The organism is Mucilaginibacter sp. (assembly GCF_041660805.1).
Lineage (GTDB): Bacteria > Bacteroidota > Bacteroidia > Sphingobacteriales > Sphingobacteriaceae > Mucilaginibacter.
The window spans coordinates 1-18,113 of record NZ_JBAZVP010000025.1 but is presented as its reverse complement, the minus strand read 5'-3'; the positions used below and the strand labels follow the sequence as shown (position 1 = coordinate 18,113).

At 41.3% G+C, this 18,113-nt stretch carries 15 protein-coding genes; 11 read left to right on the top strand and 4 right to left on the bottom strand.

Translation table 11 applies throughout. From position 1 onward, the window contains the following. Positions 1 to 92 precede the first annotated feature (92 nt). The 4 genes from WC743_RS21795 to WC743_RS21780 all read left to right on the top strand — a co-directional run bounded on the left by WC743_RS21795 (position 93) and on the right by WC743_RS21780 (position 4,728). Complete coding sequence (locus tag WC743_RS21795) at positions 93 to 2,810, top strand: carboxypeptidase regulatory-like domain-containing protein (protein ID WP_373015551.1); 2,718 nt, start codon at positions 93 to 95, stop codon at positions 2,808 to 2,810. An 87-nt stretch (positions 2,811 to 2,897) separates the two neighbouring features. Beyond that, positions 2,898 to 3,302 carry a DUF1761 domain-containing protein gene (locus WC743_RS21790; protein WP_373015550.1) on the top strand — a complete coding sequence of 135 codons (405 nt, stop codon included), beginning with the start codon at positions 2,898 to 2,900 and terminating at the stop codon, positions 3,300 to 3,302. Positions 3,303 to 3,389: 87 nt separating this feature from the next. After that, positions 3,390 to 4,259 carry an aldo/keto reductase gene (locus WC743_RS21785; protein WP_373015548.1) on the top strand — a complete coding sequence of 290 codons (870 nt, stop codon included), beginning with the start codon at positions 3,390 to 3,392 and terminating at the stop codon, positions 4,257 to 4,259. Between the two features lie 73 nt (positions 4,260 to 4,332). Then, positions 4,333 to 4,728: a hypothetical protein gene (locus WC743_RS21780; RefSeq protein ID WP_373015546.1), complete on the top strand. Its 396-nt coding sequence runs from the start codon at positions 4,333 to 4,335 to the stop codon at positions 4,726 to 4,728. Positions 4,729 to 4,769: 41 nt separating this feature from the next. On the opposite strand, the gene WC743_RS21775 is transcribed toward WC743_RS21780, so the two are convergent. Next, a complete protein-coding gene (locus WC743_RS21775; protein ID WP_373015544.1) occupies positions 4,770 to 5,060 on the bottom strand; it encodes a YciI family protein in 291 nt (96 codons plus the stop codon). Between the two features lie 143 nt (positions 5,061 to 5,203). Between WC743_RS21775 and WC743_RS21770 the strand changes: the two genes are divergently transcribed. From WC743_RS21770 to WC743_RS21760, 3 genes are read left to right on the top strand one after another with little or no spacing between them, the layout of a single operon-like run. Next, on the top strand, positions 5,204 to 6,373 hold the full coding sequence (locus WC743_RS21770) for a galactokinase (RefSeq protein WP_373015542.1): 1,170 nt from the start codon (positions 5,204 to 5,206) through the stop codon (positions 6,371 to 6,373). A 30-nt stretch (positions 6,374 to 6,403) separates the two neighbouring features. Continuing rightward, a complete protein-coding gene (locus WC743_RS21765) occupies positions 6,404 to 6,937 on the top strand; it encodes an RNA methyltransferase (RefSeq protein WP_373015540.1) in 534 nt (177 codons plus the stop codon). A gap of 4 nt (positions 6,938 to 6,941) precedes the next feature. Continuing rightward, positions 6,942 to 7,601 (top strand): YdeI family protein, encoded by a 660-nt coding sequence (locus tag WC743_RS21760; RefSeq protein WP_373015538.1) that lies wholly within the window; start codon positions 6,942 to 6,944, stop codon positions 7,599 to 7,601. A 140-nt stretch (positions 7,602 to 7,741) separates the two neighbouring features. On the opposite strand, the gene WC743_RS21755 is transcribed toward WC743_RS21760, so the two are convergent. Together WC743_RS21755 and gltB are read right to left on the bottom strand one after the other, a co-directional pair. Beyond that, positions 7,742 to 9,223, bottom strand: coding sequence for a glutamate synthase subunit beta (locus WC743_RS21755; protein WP_373015536.1), 1,482 nt, complete (start codon positions 9,221 to 9,223; stop codon positions 7,742 to 7,744). An 8-nt stretch (positions 9,224 to 9,231) separates the two neighbouring features. Further along, positions 9,232 to 13,755: a glutamate synthase large subunit gene (gene gltB, locus WC743_RS21750; RefSeq protein ID WP_373015534.1), complete on the bottom strand. Its 4,524-nt coding sequence runs from the start codon at positions 13,753 to 13,755 to the stop codon at positions 9,232 to 9,234. A gap of 249 nt (positions 13,756 to 14,004) precedes the next feature. Between gltB and WC743_RS21745 the strand changes: the two genes are divergently transcribed. The 3 genes from WC743_RS21745 to WC743_RS21735 are packed head-to-tail and all read left to right on the top strand — an operon-like array spanning position 14,005 to position 16,474. After that, positions 14,005 to 14,496 (top strand): D-glycero-alpha-D-manno-heptose-1,7-bisphosphate 7-phosphatase, encoded by a 492-nt coding sequence (locus tag WC743_RS21745; RefSeq protein ID WP_373015532.1) that lies wholly within the window; start codon positions 14,005 to 14,007, stop codon positions 14,494 to 14,496. A 17-nt stretch (positions 14,497 to 14,513) separates the two neighbouring features. Then, on the top strand, positions 14,514 to 14,960 hold the full coding sequence (locus tag WC743_RS21740; protein WP_373015530.1) for a DUF4844 domain-containing protein: 447 nt from the start codon (positions 14,514 to 14,516) through the stop codon (positions 14,958 to 14,960). Further along, a complete protein-coding gene (locus tag WC743_RS21735; RefSeq protein ID WP_373015528.1) occupies positions 14,960 to 16,474 on the top strand; it encodes a hypothetical protein in 1,515 nt (504 codons plus the stop codon). The genes WC743_RS21740 and WC743_RS21735 overlap by 1 nt, the downstream gene beginning before the upstream one ends. A 9-nt stretch (positions 16,475 to 16,483) precedes the next feature. Here WC743_RS21735 and WC743_RS21730 read toward each other — a convergent pair whose 3' ends face one another. Then, positions 16,484 to 17,005 (bottom strand): hypothetical protein, encoded by a 522-nt coding sequence (locus tag WC743_RS21730; RefSeq protein ID WP_373015526.1) that lies wholly within the window; start codon positions 17,003 to 17,005, stop codon positions 16,484 to 16,486. Between the two features lie 329 nt (positions 17,006 to 17,334). Between WC743_RS21730 and hisG the strand changes: the two genes are divergently transcribed. Beyond that, the coding region (gene hisG, locus WC743_RS21725; protein ID WP_373015524.1) for an ATP phosphoribosyltransferase at positions 17,335 to 18,113 on the top strand (779 nt) is incomplete at its 3' end.

Here is an 18,113-nt window from a genome sequence, read left to right as displayed (position 1 = left end):
AACATGTTGATGTTAAATAAAGTTAAAAGGCTAACCATTCAACACGCTGTAAAGCTAAATGTTTATATTAGCCGATGCTACTTTTTAACCAAATGAACGTCAAAAAAACCGCATTACTTTTATTGCTGATCACTATTTCACTTACTTCGGCATTTGCACAAAGAGATACTGTAAGCTTAAATACTATTTTAACAAAAACGGCTAAATACTCGGCCAGCTTCCCTATTGAAAAGGTATACCTTCATTTAGATAAGCCATACTATGCCGCTACAGATACCATCTGGTTTAAGGCATATGTAACTATGGATAAGCACCTGCCATCGGGCTTAAGCAACATTGTTTATGTAGATATTGCCAACAGTCAGGATTCTATTGTACAGGAACTTAAATTACCCGTAGTTAATGGCTTTGCTAATGGCAACATCATACTTTCTGCCGCTGCCTATAAAGCAGGCAATTATCATTTAAGGGCCTATACCGCCTGGATGCGCAATTCAGATCCGGATTATTTCTTCAATAAAAACATTGTTATTGGCAACCCGGTAGATAATGCGGTGAGTACCAATATCTCTTTCAACACAACCATGGTTGATAAGCGCATAAAGATCAATGCCGGCATTACTTATTCAGAAGCCGGCGAGATTGCTCTGGCAAACAAAAAAGTTACCTGGACCGCAAACGCTGTCAATGGCGATGAAATTGGCAAAGGCAAAGGCACCACAGACGTAAATGGCGCATTTAATTTAGAATTTACCGGTGATAATGTTTCCGTATTACAATCAGGCACGCTTACCACTGTAATTGATACGGGCAGCCGCAAACCTGTAACTAAAATATTCCCGTTAAAAACAGCAGCAGGCATAAAGGATGTTCAGTTTTTTCCTGAAGGGGGCGATCTGATAACAGGGGTACGCTCAAAAGTGGCATTCAAAGCTATTGGAACCAACGGGCTTGGGCTTGATATTAAAGGCGCCGTAACCGATAATACCGGCGCTGAAGTAGCCATAATTACATCGCAGCATTTAGGTATGGGCGCATTTGCATTACTGCCCGAGGAAGGAAAAACCTACAAAGCAAATATAACGTTCCCTGACGGTACAAAAGCAACCTACGATATGCCAAGGATACGCCCTGCCGGCATTAGTATGGCATTGTTTAATACTGATCCAGCCAATCTTACGCTTAAAATATCAGCCAACACACCATATTTTACAAACAACCAAAACAAGCTTTATTACGTCATAGCCCAAACAGGTGGTATAGTGTATTTTGCAGCACAAACTACTCTTGAAAGCCAGGTATACAGCGCAAACATACCAAAAAGCAAATTCCCTACCGGGATAATCCAATTCACCTTGTTTACAGGTACAGGCGTTCCGGTAAGCGAACGTATCTTATTCATACAGAATAATGATATGCTTAACCTCTCCCTAACAGCCGATAAAAAAATATACAACACCCGCCAAAGCGTTAAAATTGCGGTGTCTGCTAAAAATAAGACTTTGCCTGTTGTTGGCAATTTTTCTGTATCAGTTATAGATGAAAGCAAGGTACCGGTAAATGAAAATTCAGAGACAACCATCCTATCCAATCTGTTACTTACATCAGATCTGAAAGGATACATTGAGAAACCAAATTATTACTTCCTGGCTAAAAACGTAAAAGCTGCCGAAGACCTGGATGTATTAATGCTTACCCAGGGCTATCGCCGTATATCCTACCCTAACATTATGGCAGGCAAATACCCGCAAATATATTCAATGCCCGAGCAGCAAGGCCTTGAAATAAGCGGTATACTCAGAAACAACACCGGGATGCCTATATCCAAGGGCAACTTACTTTTACAGATGCCCGGCAAAGCAACGGTAGAAACCCTTACAGATATGGTGGGTAACTTTAAATTCAGCAAGCTTTCATTTAAAGATTCAAGCCAGGTTACAATTACCGCCCGTAACAATCCTCTCAGTAAAAATATGGCCATTACCGTTAATGGCGAAACCTATCAGCCAGCCACAAAAAACAATTATGTGTATGACGAGATAGCAAATATAGACAGCACCTTTAAACCATATTTGGCTGTCAGCAAAAAAGTATATGAAAGTCAGCATATTTTAAAAGAGGTTGTGATCAAATCAACCGTATATAAAAAGCCATTACACAGGGATTGGCCCGGCCTAACCGGTTTACCAATGCAGGCCGATCAAACTATTGGTGCCGAAGTTTTAAAGGGCTGCCCGTCGTTACTTAGCTGCCTGCCATCAATGGTACTGGGCATTACTGCCGATAACAACATCTTCTACCTTATGCGCAACTATAACAGCGGCAATAAAACGCCTATGCAAATTTACCTGGATGGCAAACCGGTAGATGCCAGTGCCTTGAGTACTATAAGTGGCAATGATGTGGAAAGTGTAGAGCTTTTTAAAACCGATGGCGTAAGTGGTATAAATAAAATGTTTGGCACAGCAGGTATCCTATTGGTGAACATGAGAAAGATCAACAAAACCAAAATTTCCTTCGCGCAAATGCAGGATATGATACCTAAGCCGTATGAAGTAACCTTTGCTGCAAACGGGTATAGCGTTTCCCGCGAATTTTATTCGCCTAAATATACTGTAGGTAAACCTGCAGGTGGCCCTGATTTGCGCACAACAATATACTGGAACCCCAAAATTGTTACCGATAAAACAGGCGCGGCATCATTTGATTTTTTTAATGCCGATGGCCGTGGCAATTACCGCGCTACCATTGAAGGTATTGATGCCGATGGAAACCTTGGCAGATATGTATTGCGGTACACCGTAAAATAAGCCTTAAGCGACTTTTAAACAATGTGTTATAAAAGTTGGATAACTCATTTATAAATCCATACATTTAGGTAAAATAAACCTAAAAACATGGATTTTTCATTAATTAACTGGCTGGCTGTGGTTGTAGCAGGCTTGTCGGCTTTTATGGTTGGCGGTATTTGGTACTCTTCCTTATTATTTGGCGATGACTGGCTTGCCGATAGTAAACTCACCAATGAGGATGTTAAGCAAGGCAACAAAGCAAAAATATTTGGTTTCACAGCTGTATTCGCATTAGTTATGGCGGCAAACCTTGGTATATTTCTGGCTGATGCTAAAACCGATATTGTATGGGGCGCAACAGCCGGCTTCCTGGCCGGTATCTGGACATTTGGGGCAATTGCAACACATAGCTTGTTTGAGCTTAAGAGCTGGCGGTATATATTTATAAATGGCGGTTACAGCGTAGTATCATTAACTTTAATGGGGGCTATAATTGGCTTGTGGCGATAGTGTGCCCATGTAACAATTAGTGATGCGGGAGTTAAACAATACACTAATTGTGGCGTTAATATTTTTGAGGATATTAACAACATTATCATGAGTAACGAAACTGCATCATCACAAAAAACATTTAGCATAGGTGGCGAACTTACTGTTAACAGGATAGGTTACGGTGCCATGCGCATTACGGGTAAAGGAATATGGGGACCGCCAAAAGATAAAGATGAAGCCATAAGGGTGCTAAAACGCGCTGTTGAATTAGGCGTAAACTTTATTGATACTGCTGATAGCTATGGCCCGCATGTTTCTGAAGAGCTTATTGCCGAAGCCCTTTACCCTTATCCATCAGACCTGGTTATTGGAACTAAAGGCGGTTTGCTGCGCACCGGGCCTGATCAATGGCCCGTAAACTCCAGCCCTGAACATTTGAAAGAAGCTTTAGATGGCAGCTTAAAAAGATTAAAGCTGGATCAGATAGACTTGTATCAACTACATCGCATTGACCCAAATGTACCTGCCGAAAAAAGCTTTGAGTTTTTAAAACAGGCCCAGCTTGATGGTAAAATAAAGCATATTGGCCTATCAGAGGTTGATATTGAGGATATTAAAAAAGCGCATGATTTTTTTGACGTGGTTTCTGTACAGAATATGTACAGCGTGGATAACCGCAAATGGGAAGGCGTGTTAGAATATTGCGAGGATCACAACATTGCATTTATACCATGGTTCCCGTTAAATGCCGGTAATATTACTGCTCAGGAAAAACTGCAGGCAGTTGCAGAAAAATATGATGCCACAGTTCATCAGGTAGCATTAAGCTGGTTACTGAACCACTCTCCTAATATTTTGCTTATCCCGGGCACTTCAAGTGTTGAACACCTTGAAGAAAATATGAAAACAGCCAGCGTAGTACTAAATGACGACGATATTGATGAACTGGATGGTATATCGCCGCCGGTAAGTTAATTCAGCTATAGCAAAACAAAAAAGGATACTAAATAAACAGTATCCTTTTTTGTTAATGTGTATTTTTGCGCAAATGAAAAGTAAAGAAGAGATCCTGAACAGTTACTATTCGCAAGGTGCTGACGGCATGCCAGAAATATCTGCCGACGGCTTGTTAAAAGCAATGGATGAATACAGGAACCAGGCCGAGGAGCAAGCATTTAATGCAGCACGTGAGTTAAATGACACCGATCATACCTATCCTACCTTTGCTATTTATAAAGCCAGCCTCGAAAAAGCAATCGAACCCAAAGATAATTTAGCCGATGGCATCCGCCTGATAGCTGACAGTATCCTGCCACAATTTTTACCAAATGACCCTAACGCTCAAAAGCTGTCATTCAATTTAAAAACAAACGGAATTACTTATACAGCCTACTACTCAAAAAACATTCAGGGCTACTGGGAGTTTCAAGATTACACAGGTTAATTTTACTTAACATAATCACCTTTAACTTTTAACCCTCTCTATCACACATTCGCAACCTTAAATGGTTTTACATCAACGGTTTCCCATATACCCTGTGTAATATAAGGTTCGTTTTGTTTCCAGGCATTAAGCGCTTCCTCGTTTTCAAATTGCACTACCATAACGGAGCCCATCATGTTACCATTCTCATTCAAAATTGCTCCGCCTAAAACATAATTGCCGTTTTCTTTCAAAGTTTTTGCTTCATCAAGGTGATGGGGACGAACATTCATGCGGCGTTGCAGGGCGCCTTCATCCGTATAGTCATAAGCTGTTACAAGGTATTGATTCATGTGTGTAGTTTTATATTTATAAATAATTAACAAGTATAGTCCAGTTTCTGTTTAAATTGAAAATAAATTCAATAAACCGGCTACATAAGCACTGTAATAACTCTAAGTTTTACAATATTTGTTTTTCAATCTTTAAATACAATATGAAAGAGCATTTGCAGCAGGAATTCAGTAAAACATATAATAAACCCGCTACCAGCACCTACTTTTCGCCGGGGAGGGTAAATCTTATAGGCGAGCATATTGATTATAACGGCGGGCTTGTAATGCCCTGTGCCATTACTTTTGGAACTTACCTGCTCGTTGCTCCCAACAATGATAATGTGTTCCGTTTCAAGAGCGTAAACTTTACAGATACAGCAGAAATTCCATTGCAACCCAACTATACCAAACAAGGCACAGAATGGTATAACTACCCCATTGGTGTAATTGCATACTTTATGCAGCATGATAAAGAATTACAGGGCCTGGATATGCTTTATTATGGCGATATCCCCATTGGTTCAGGCTTATCATCATCAGCCTCTATTGAGATTGTTACTGCGTTTGCTTTAAATGACCTGTTTAATTGCGGTTTTAGTAAACTGGAGCTGGTAAAACTATCCAAGTGGGTTGAAAATAGTTTTATTGGCCTCAATAGCGGCATTATGGATCAGTTCTCCGTTGCGTTTGGCGAAAAAAATAAAGCACTGATGTTAAACTGCGACACACTGGAATATGAAGCGGTTAACAGCAACCTAAACGGTTACGTACTGGCCATCATTAACACTAATAAACCCCGCAAACTGGCCGAATCAAAATACAACGAGCGTGTTCAGGAATGCAGCACCGCCCTTACATCTTTAAAACAAGAACTGGATATCAATTACCTATGCGATATTGACACCCAAACTTTTAATAAATACAGCCACCTTATTACAGACGAGGTTGTACTAAAGCGCGCAACGCATGTAATACAAGAGAACGACCGCGTAAAATTAGCAGCCAGGGCATTAAGCAGCAATGATCTGCAAGAGTTTGGCCGCTTAATGTATGCTTCACATGATTCCCTGCGTGATAAGTACGAGGTAAGCGGCGTAGAACTGGATGCGGTTGTTGAATATGCTAAAACCGATACATCAGTTGCAGGTGCACGTATGACGGGAGCGGGCTTCGGCGGTTGCGCCATTGCGCTGGTTAAGGGAGATCAATTTGATAACTTTAGCGAGGCCGTTACTGCTTATTATACCCATAAAATAGGTTATGCGCCATCAGTTTATAAGTCATTAATAGGCGATGGTGTAAGGGAATTAAGTCCGCTGGTAAAACTGTAGTTTTGCAGCTTATATTTTTCTGATACAGATATGCGCAAACTAAAGCTTGATGAACTGAACCGTGCCACAGTGGATGAATTTAAAGCGCAGGATAAATTACCGGTAGCAGTTGTGCTTGATAACGTGCGCAGTATGCACAACATAGGTTCTATATTCCGTACCTCTGATGGTTTTGCGGTTAATAAGGTATGCTTATGCGGTATAACCGCCCAACCGCCACATCGCGAAATAGAGAAAACCGCTTTGGGGGCTACCCAATCTGTAAACTGGGAATATTTTGAAACACCTTTGCAGGCTGTAGAAGCTTTGCGTAAAGAAGGTTACCAGATCATTGCCATAGAGCAGGCGGAGAACAGCACTATGCTGAATACATTTACTCCTTCACAAACTGAAAAGTATGCTTTAATATTTGGCAACGAGGTAAACGGCGTAAGTGACGAAGTGATGGAAGTGATTGACACCTGTATAGAGATCCCTCAATTTGGCACTAAACACTCTTTTAATATTGTGGTATCCGCAGGTATTGTTTTGTGGGATTTCTTTGCTAAATTGAATTTGAAATAAACATATGAACCCTCTCGCGAAAAAACTGCTTGTAAAACCCGGTCAAACATGGTTGGTTTTAAACGCCCCCGAATCATATTTGGCAACGTTTGATCCACTGCCTGATGGTGTGAAACTGGTGTTTGATGCTGCCATACCTGCAGATGGGATACAGTTATTTGTAAAGAATAACCATGAACTGGCCAAAAACCTGATCCAGCTTAAAGCCACTCTAAAACCCGAGACTGTTATATGGATCATGTATCCAAAAAAGAATTCGGGGATTGATACCGATCTGGAGATGATGGGCAGTTGGGATGTTTTAAAGCAATACGATCTTCGCCCTGTAGCATCTGCTGCTATCAATGATATCTGGACAAGCCTCCGCCTCCGCCCTGAACATTTGGTTAAACAATCTGATTTCAGCAAGGCGTCTATTCAAAAAAACGACTATTCGGCTTATATCGATACGGAGAAAAAACAGATTACCCTTCCCCTTGATGTAGAAAGTATTTTAAGAACCAACCCGGCAGCTTTAACTGTATATGAAAGCCTTGCCTGGTCGCACAGAAAAGAATATATGGTTTGGATACTCAGCGCCAAACAGGAACAAACCCGCGTTAACAGAATAACAAAAATGGTTGAAATGCTATTGGCAGGCAAAAAGAACCCATCAGATAAATAAACTGTTCCTGTTGTTCCGTTCCGCAAAAAGCGGAACAACGAACACACAATCACAGTCAACGGCCGGTAATCAGGACCATAGCCATAAACAAATAAAGCGCCATTAAGGCGCTTTATTTGTTTATAAGATTTTATTATCTCTTAATAAAACACCTGGTCAAACTGGTTCACAGCATCTTTGCTTTCAAGGTTAGAATGACCCATTAAAAATTCATCTACTTTACGTGCAGCCTCGCGGCCTTCTGATATGGCCCATACAACCAATGATTGCCCGCGGCGCATATCACCGGCAGCAAATACTTTGCTTACGTTGGTACGGTAGTTACCCTCTTTGGCTTTTACGTTCTTGCGGTCATCCAATGCTACATTTAGTTGTTGTAAAGCACCCTCAAACTGCGGGTTTACAAAGCCCATTGCCAGGAACACACGCTGGCAAGGTATCTCACGTTCTGATCCCTCTACTTCGGTAAACTTAATTGGCCTGCCCATTACATCTATCTCCCAGCTCACATCAGATACCTTTATGGCCCTTAGTTCGCCGTTTTCATCGCCCAAAAATTCTTTGGTATTAATACCCCAAAAGCGATCAACCCCTTCCTCATGCGAGCTGGTTGTTTTTAATACCATTGGGTAAGTTGGCCATGGCATGTGCGCTGTACGCTTTTCGGGCGGCTGCATCATTACCTCAAATTGTTTTACTGAAACGGCCCCCTGGCGGTTTGATGTACCTACGCAATCGCTGCCGGTATCACCACCACCAATTACAATTACATCTTTACCATTTGCCAATATCTCTTCCGCATCGAAAGCGGTACTGCTAACACGCTTGTTTTGCTGCTTTAAAAAGTCCATTGCAAAATGGATGCCTTTAAACTGCCTGCCCGGGATAGGCAAGTCGCGCGGAATGGTTGAGCCACCTGCTAAAACTACAGCATCATGGGTACGTACCAATTCATCAGCAGGCAGGGTTTTACCAACCTCTACATTGTATTTAAATACGATGCCATCCTCTTCCATCACCTGGATACGGCGGTCAATTACCCATTTTTCTAACTTAAAATCGGGGATGCCATAACGTAATAGGCCACCTGCGCGGTCATCACGTTCAAATACGGTTACAGCGTGGCCTGCTTTGCTCAGTTGCGCGGCAGCAGCTAAACCAGCGGGGCCAGAACCTACTACAGCCACCTTTTTGCCTGTTTTAATTAACGGGGCAACGGGCTTAACCATATTTTTTGAATAGGCAATCTCTATGATATGTTTTTCAATTTCCTCAATAGCAACCGCTGGCTTATTAATGCCTAACACACATGCAGATTCGCATGGCGCAGGGCAAATCCTGCCGGTAAACTCCGGGAAATTATTTGTCGACGATAATATCTGGTACGCTTCGTCCCAGTTTTTACGATACACGGCATCATTAAATTCGGGTATAACATTACCAAGCGGGCAACCCGAGTGGCAAAATGGTATGCCGCAATTCATGCAACGTGCAGATTGTTGGTTTAACTTCTCATCAGAATACAAACCAACAAACTCATTATAGTTTTTTACCCTTTCGGCAACAGGTGTTTTTTGGGGGAGTTCCCTGTCAAATTCCTGAAATCCTGTAATTTTTCCCATAATATTTCTTAGCTGATAGTTTGATATTCTAATTTCTCCAACACCTTTTTGTATTCTTTAGGATAAACCTTAACAAATTGTGTTGATGCTTTATTCCAGTTTTTAAGGATGCTTTGCGCAACCTTGCTGCCTGTTAAATTAATGTGTTTTTTAAGCAGGGCGGTTATCTGTTCCTCATCCTTAAGTGATAGCGGGTCAAGATCAACCATTTCGGTATTGCAATTCTCCGCGAAGGTGTTGTTTGGATTGTAGATCCATGCTAAACCACCACTCATACCTGCCGCAAAATTTCTTCCGGTTTCACCCAGGATAAGCGCACGGCCACCTGTCATGTACTCACAACCATGGTCGCCAATACCTTCAACAACGGTGGTAGCACCCGAGTTACGCACGGCAAAACGTTCGCCTGCCATCCCCCTGATAAATACCTCGCCTGATGTAGCGCCGTATAAGGCCACGTTACCAATAATAATGTTATCCTCTGGCTTAAAGGTGGCGTTTGCTGCCGGATAGATGGCTAACTGTGCACCTGACAAGCCTTTACCTACGTAATCGTTGGCTTCGCCTTCCAGCTCAAAAGAGATACCTTTTGTTGTGAACGCGCCAAAGCTTTGCCCGGCCGATCCTTTAAATTTATAATTGATGGTATTATCAGGCAAGCCCGCAGAACCATATAGTTTTGAGATCTCGTTTGATAAAAGCGTACCTATTGTACGGTCAACGTTCTTCACATCAAAGGTCGCGAATACCGGCGTTTTATCTTCTAAAGCTACTTTTGCATTACGCAGCAGCTCCCAATCCAATATGGCATCCATACCATGATCTTGCTTTTCGCTGTTATAAAGGGTCATACCTTTAGTAATAGTTACCGGATGTAAAATACCGCTCAGGTCAACTTTTTTGGCTTTCCAATTTTGAATTCCCTCTTTAACTTTCAGGAATTGTACACGGCCAACCATTTCATTTACTGTACGGAAACCAAGCTCGGCCATGATCTCGCGTAACTCCTCTGCCATAAAGCGGAACAAGTTCACAACATGATCCGGGCTGCCACTAAATAATTTCCTTAATTCAGGATCTTGTGTGGCAACACCAACCGGGCAGGTGTTTAAATGGCATTTACGCATCATGATACAGCCACCTGCAACAAGGGCCGCAGTTGCAACACCCCATTCTTCGGCACCCATCAGTGTAGCAATAGCCAAATCACGACCGGTTTTTAGCTGACCATCTGTTTGTAACACCACGCGGCTGCGCAGTTTGTTACGCACCAGCGTTTGGTGTGCTTCGGCAAGGCCAAGCTCCCATGGTAAACCCGCGTGCTTAACAGAACTTATTGGCGATGCGCCTGTACCGCCATCGTATCCGGCAATCAGTATAACATCGGCATGTGCTTTTGCAACACCTGCAGCTATAGTGCCTACCCCTGCTTTTGATACCAGCTTAACGTTGATACGGGCATTACGGTTGGCATTCTTTAAATCGAATATTAATTGCGCCAGATCTTCAATTGAGTAAATATCATGGTGCGGCGGCGGAGAGATCAAACCAACTCCCGGTGTGGAGTGACGGGTTTTTGCGATCCAGTCATCAACCTTATGGCCGGGCAATTGTCCACCCTCGCCGGGTTTAGCACCTTGTGCCATTTTTATCTGCAATTCGTCGGCATTAGTTAAATAGTTGGAAGTTACCCCAAAACGTGCCGATGCAACCTGTTTAATAGCCGAGCGCATTGAATCGCCGTTGGCCAGTTTCTCGTAGCGCATTTCATCCTCGCCACCTTCGCCGGTATTACTTTTGCCGCCAATGCGGTTCATGGCAATAGCCATTGTACTGTGCGCTTCGTGCGAGATAGAGCCAAAAGACATGGCACCCGTAGCGAAACGCTTCATGATGCTCTCTATAGGCTCAACCTCGTCAATGTTTATGGCTTCGCGATGGTGGGCAAAATCAAGCAGGCCACGAATGGTGAAATGCTTTTCTGTTTGCTCGTTTATCGCGGCAGCATAGTTCTTATATACATGGTAACTGTTCGAGCGTGTTGCATGTTGCAGCAAGTGAACAGTTGTAGGGTTAAACAAATGCGCCTCACCCCTCCGTTTCCATTGGTAAATACCACCTTCGGGTAGTAAATGGCTTTCCGTTTTTGGGCTGTTGAAACCAATTTTATGTTTGCAAAGCGATTCGCGGGCAATCTCATCCAGTCCTAAACCGCCAATGCGGGTAACTGCGCCCGAGAAATAACGGTCAACTACTTCCTGGTTAATACCCAATATCTCAAAAACCTGTGAGCCGTGGTATGATTGCAATGTAGATATCCCCATTTTTGAGAAGATCTTCAGCAAGCCGTCATTAACCGACTTTACATAGTTTTTATACAGGTATTTAACATCCAGATTAGTCTCTAAGCTGCCGTTGTTCTTTAACGTTTCAATTGTTGAAAGCGCCAGGTAAGGGTTAATAGCAGTAGCGCCAAATGCCAGCAAAGTAGCAAAATGATGTACTTCCCAAACGTCGCCAGTCTCGGCAACCAAACCTACCGCTCCACGGCGGCCCTTTTTAATAAGGTGATGATGCACGGCAGATACAGCCAGCAACATTGGTATTGGCGCATGCTCAGAGTCGATAGCACGGTCGCTTAATATTAATACCTCAAAGCCATCATCAACCGCATCTTCGGCATAACGGCAAAGCCTTGCAATACCTTTTTCTAACGAACCAGGCATACCGTCCGCGTTAAAATAAGTTTGCAGTGTTTTGGCGTGGAACAAGCCGGTATCAATACTTCTTAATTTTTCTAACTGATGGTTTTTTAGAATCGGATGGTTCAGCACTACGCAATGGCAGTGCATTTTATCTTCATCCAATAAATTGCCGTTGTTACCTATAAAGGTAGCCAGGCTCATTACCAAGCGCTCGCGGATAGGATCTATAGGCGGGTTGGTAACCTGTGCAAAAAATTGCTTAAAGTAGCTGGACAGATGCTGTGGCTTATCTGACAGGATTGCCAAAGGCACATCAGTACCCATTGAACCGATAGGCTCTTTACCATCTAATGCCATTGGCTTTATAATGGTATCAATATCTTCGCGGCTGTAGCCAAATACCTGCTGATAACGAAAAACAGAATCTGCAGACAGGCTTGCAAATGCCAAACGCGGCTCAGACAATTCGCCTAAACGGATCTTATAATTTTCCAGCCAGGTGCCGTATGGCTGCTGGTTGGTTACTTGTTTCTTTATTTCTTCGTCAGTGATGATCCTTCCCTTTTCGGTATCTATCAACAACATTTTGCCGGGTTGCAAACGGCCTTTTCTCAGAACAGTGCTTTCGTCAATATTTAAAGTACCCGCTTCTGATGCTGCAATTACGCGGCCATCATTAGTGATAACATAACGCAGCGGGCGCAGTCCATTACGGTCAAGCAGGGCACCTACCAGTTTACCATCGGTAAAGGTGATGGCGGCAGGGCCATCCCATGGCTCCATTAGGGTAGCATGGTATTCATAGAACGCCTTTTTAATTGGGTCCATTTGCTCGTTGCCATCCCAGGCCTCTGGTATCAGCATCATCATTACGTGGGGTAACGAGCGGCCGCTATGCAGCAATATTTCAATGATGTTATCTAAACATGCCGAATCTGACTGGTTATTATCAATAACCGGCAGCAGCATTTCCATTTCTTCGGCAGTGAAGTAGGTAGAAACGTATGATTTTAAGCCGGAATAAAACCAGTTTAAGTTACCTGTAAGGGTGTTGATCTCGCCGTTATGCGCAATTAAGCGGAACGGTTGTGCCAGTTTCCACGACGGGAAAGTATTGGTTGAGAACCTGGAGTGGATCATGGCAAAGCCTGATGCCATGCGTGGATCAGCCAGGTCGGTAAAATACTTACGTAATTGGTAAGTAGTTACCTGCCCTTTATAAATAATGGTGCGGCAGCTTAACGAAGTAAAGTAAAAATGCTCTGCAGCTGCCGGGATGGTTTCGGTAACAGTTTTATTAATATAACGACGTAAAACATATAGTTTACGTTCAAAATCGTCGGTATTGGTAATGTTATTTGGCCTTGGTATAAAAAGCTGCTCACAATCAGGCTCGGCCTGGCGTGCGGTCTCGCCAATGGCAGATGAATTAACCGTTAGTTTACGGTAACCCAGGTTATGCAGGCCTAATTTTTCAATCGCGTTAGCAATAATTTTACGTGATGCTTTCTTTAATGTAGGGTCTTTAGGAAAAAATATCATCCCTACACCATACTCGCCGGGTTCGGGCAGGCTTATTTCCAAATTAGAGCATTCTTCCATTAAAAACTCATGGGGCAGCTGAATCAGAATACCTGCGCCATCACCGGTTTCGGGGTCACAGCCGCAAGCGCCGCGGTGTTCCATATTCTCCAGCATGGTTAACGCATCATCAATAATATGGTTAGATTTATGGCCGTTTATGTTGGTTATAAATCCTGTTCCGCAGGAATCGTGTTCAAATTCCGGCCTGTAAAGGCCTTGCTGGTTTCCATCTGTTTGATCCATTTCTTTATCCGTTTTTTTAAGACACGGGTAATAACGAAAGTAACGAATTTCCATATTTTTATAAAATCCATATTAATTTTTAAAATATTATTAAAACAATCCTCTTTTTTTACAACTTAATTATTAAGTCGACAAAAATCATATACTTAATATATGAAAATCACAATTTTAATATGTTAATTGGTATGCACACATAGTAAATTAACTTATTAAAGTAATTTTGCACAAATTGTACTATATACTATAAATATGCCCGAAAAAAATAAAGCAGTTTTTTTAGATCGTGATGGTGTTTTGAACCAGGAAATGGGCGACTACGTATGTCGCCTGGAAGATTTTCATGTACTGGATAATTTTGATGCGCTAAAAACCCTGCAAGACAGGGGCTATATACTTTTAGTTGCAACCAACCAGGGTGGCCTTGCCAAAGGCTGGTATGATGTTGCCGAACTCACCAAAATGCACGATCATTTAAAACAGGTTTATCATGAACGGGGTGTTGAACTAACCGACTTTTTTTATTGCCCCCACCACCCCAACTTTACCGGCGACTGCGATTGCCGCAAACCAAAACCGGGATTGTTATTGCAGGGCATTGAAAAATATAACATTGACCCAAGCAAATCATATTTTATTGGCGACCGCGAACGCGATGTGGAAGCAGGGACAGCTGCGGGTGTAAAAGGTATTTTAATAAACAGTGACCAACCTATAAGTACTGTGCTGGATTTGATTGATTAGATTTGTACATTTATCTTATGAAAAGGCTATTTGCGTTATTTTTAGTTTTAATGACAGTTAATTGTTATGCACAAAAAAACTCATTTATAGTTGTAAATAAAGACGCCTTGAAAAAACTTTCAAACTTTAAGTTGAAAAATAAGTTTATGATTGAGAGCGCCATTTATCAAGGACTTTCAGTCCCTGGTATACAGCCAAAAATGAATGAGTTGTTAAATAAAACGGCGGATGATTTTATTGCCACAGTGAAAGAAGGTGCAACTGAGAAAAAATTTCAGGAGGATATAAAAACAGGCCTTAAAAGATTTGATCCTTTTTATCTAAATCTTGATACCGAAGATAGGAAAAAAACCTGCACTTATTTTGAAGAGCTAATGGACTGTGTTGGTTTAGCAAGTTCCGGCGGCCAACTGAATATGTGGATGTATGGCTTTGATCCAACTAAGAAAACTAATGTACATTAATGGGATTTTTCCGCAACATAAAAAATTACGATACTTTATTAGCCTGCGCAGTAGCATTTTATTTAATATGCCTGTTCACCAGTTATAGCGGTATTGGCATATCGCCCGATTCGATCATGTATACCAGCGCCGCCCGTAGCTTTTATTCAAATGGCACGCTGCAAACTTTTAACCATATCCCTATTGTTGATTTCCCGGTATTTTACCCGCTTTTTTTGGGGAGTATTATGGCTATCACCCATATAGATCCGGTTGTTTTTGGAGCAATATTGAACAGCATTTTGTTTGCCTCGCTTTTATTTACCAGCGGGTGGATCATGAACCGCTTTGTGCCGTCATCACAACTATACAAATGGCTAATGCTGATAGCTATTGTGCTGAGCCCTGCCCTGTTGCAGATCTACACCTATCTGTGGTCAGAGACTTTATTTATCCTCGAGATACTATTCTTTATCATCGCTTTCCGCGAATATCTTTTAAAACATACGGTTAAAACACTCATTATTGCTGCCGCTATTGCAGCTATTAGCTGTGTTACCCGTTATGCCGCGGTAACCATAATAGGCACAGGCGGCTTACTTTTATTATTGGACAGGACGCTGCTGCTTAAAAAGAAGATCATACATATATTAATATATGGCTTCGTATCCATATCGCTCCTGGTGGCCAATTTGGTTTTTAACGCCCTGCATACAGGCACAGGCACCGGTCCGCGCGAGCCTTCTATTACCTCCTTCACAAAAAACCTTTATTACTTTGGTACCGTAATGTGCGATTGGATGGGTCTTAGCCCCGCTCAATATTTCCTGGCTATACCCATAGCAACCGTTATGCTGCTGGGCTTTATTGCGGCACTCAGTTACAATTATTACCGCCGGCATTTAAATAGTTACGAAAACCTGGCCATCACCTTTTCGCTGGTTTATGGGTTGTTTATTATTCTGTCGTCAACCTTTTCGCGGTACGAGCGCATTAATCAACGCTTACTATCACCATTATTTATCACATCCTTATGGGCGTATACCAGCTGGGGCTTGCTCTGGTTAAAGAGTATTAATGTTAAAAGAACCCGAATGATTGTGGGTACTATAATGACGGTACTAATGCTCGGGTTTTCTGCAAAGGAATTCCTGATAGATTATGACCGTTATCATGACCAGGTTGCTGATGATTATGGTAACCCCGGCTATACCGACAGCAGCTGGATGGAATCGGAATTTGCGGCGTACTTAAAAACGATGGATAAAAGTATGTTCGATCCAACGGTGATCATTTATACCGATGCGCATGAGGCTGTTTATTTCTTCTCGGGCCTGTCATCATACCTGGTGCCGCATAAGTTCTTTAAAAAGGATGTTAAACAATTCTATCAGACAAAACGCTTCTACCTTATCTGGTTCAACAATTTGGAAAACCCGGAACTGATCAATATAAAGGATATTGAAAAAGTGAAAAAGCTAAAGTTATTGAAGAAGTTTGATGAAGGGGCAATTTATGAATATGAGGGAGAGTAATTTTAAAATTTAGTTAAATGTTTTTCTTAGGCTCAATTCTATACTGCTCATAAGTTCAGGCAAAATTTGTCCAAAATCAAGCTCTTTTATTTCTTTCATCCGATTTCCTGAATTAGCTGAATTGGGGTCTTTAAAGGTTATATGAAATATATCTATATCTCGCTTTATTTGAAATAGTACCTTTTCAACTTTAATAACTTTCAAATACTCACTTTCGTTCAGAAAAAGTTTAATAATCATGCTTTGGTATTGAAACTCATGCAAAAGTGGAATCAATGCTATCGAAATTGATTTTGCGTTTTCCAAATCTTTCTTAGAAAACATTGTATAATTATGATAATCTTCTACCCCAAACTTAAGAGTTTGATAACTTTTATAGAAATTTTTAATTTCAAGGATTTTATTCTCGTGTGATTTATTCTTTTTATATGATAGCTTATTTAAATAATAGCCAATCATAGCACTTAATCCCCCCGTTATAAAAGAGCTACTTAATATTGCAACAAGATCAGTCTTATTAGGTAAGTCCATACTTAAATATCAAATATATTATTTTTATATAAACTTAGAGGTTTAGGGCGACTAAATTTATATAAGCACTTATACAAATTGCCAGTTTGCCAAAAAAACCACTAAAAAATTATATTTATTACAATCAAATTCACATTAAATTTTGATTTAATAAACAACTGTCTATATTTGCATCTCTTATCTATAGTATTACTATAATAAAAAATGGAAAAGTTTAAACTACATCATCTTCATCTGCATCACCACCTTGTGGTGAATAGATAATGTATGTTTCTACGCGAAATAACAACCCTCCGTTTCTTTTATTATAGTACCCTTAAACTCAACTTGTGAAAACATTAAAAATAGCGATCCAAAAATCGGGTCGGCTCAACGAAAAATCTGTTGAATTATTAAAAAATTGCGGCTTAAACTTCGAAAATTATAAAAGCTCGCTTATTTCCCCTGTATCAAATTTCCCATTAGAGATACTTTTTTTGCGTGATGATGATATTCCCGAATATGTTCAGGATGGCATTGCCGATTTAGGTATAGTTGGCGAAAACGTGATTGAAGAAACCGAAGTTAAAGTAAGTTACTTGCAACGCCTTGGCTTTGGCAAATGCTCTTTAAAAATTGCAGTACCTAATAACAATAGCATTGAAACCATTGCCCAACTGCATGGAAAATCAATAGCCACCACCTACCCTGTTATATTAGGCAAATACTTAAAAGCACAAGGCATTACGTCTGATATTCGTACCATATCCGGCTCGGTTGAAATTTCACCGGGCTTAGGTTTGAGCGATGCCATATGTGATCTGGTATCAACGGGCGGTACATTAAAAAGTAACGGATTAAAACCTTTTGCTGATGTAATGTCGTCTGAGGCAGTATTAATTGGCAGCAAAGGCAGCGAAAGCAACGATTTGGTGCAAGAATTGATACAGCGTATACAATCGGTATTGCGTGCAAAAGAAACCAAATACGTTGTATTGAATGTAGAACGCAAGAATTTAGATACAGTTATTGCATTATTACCGGGCGTAAAAAGCCCGTCGGTAGTGCCATTGGCAGAGGCCAATTGGGTGGCGATACATACTGTTATCCCTGAACGTGATTTCTGGGA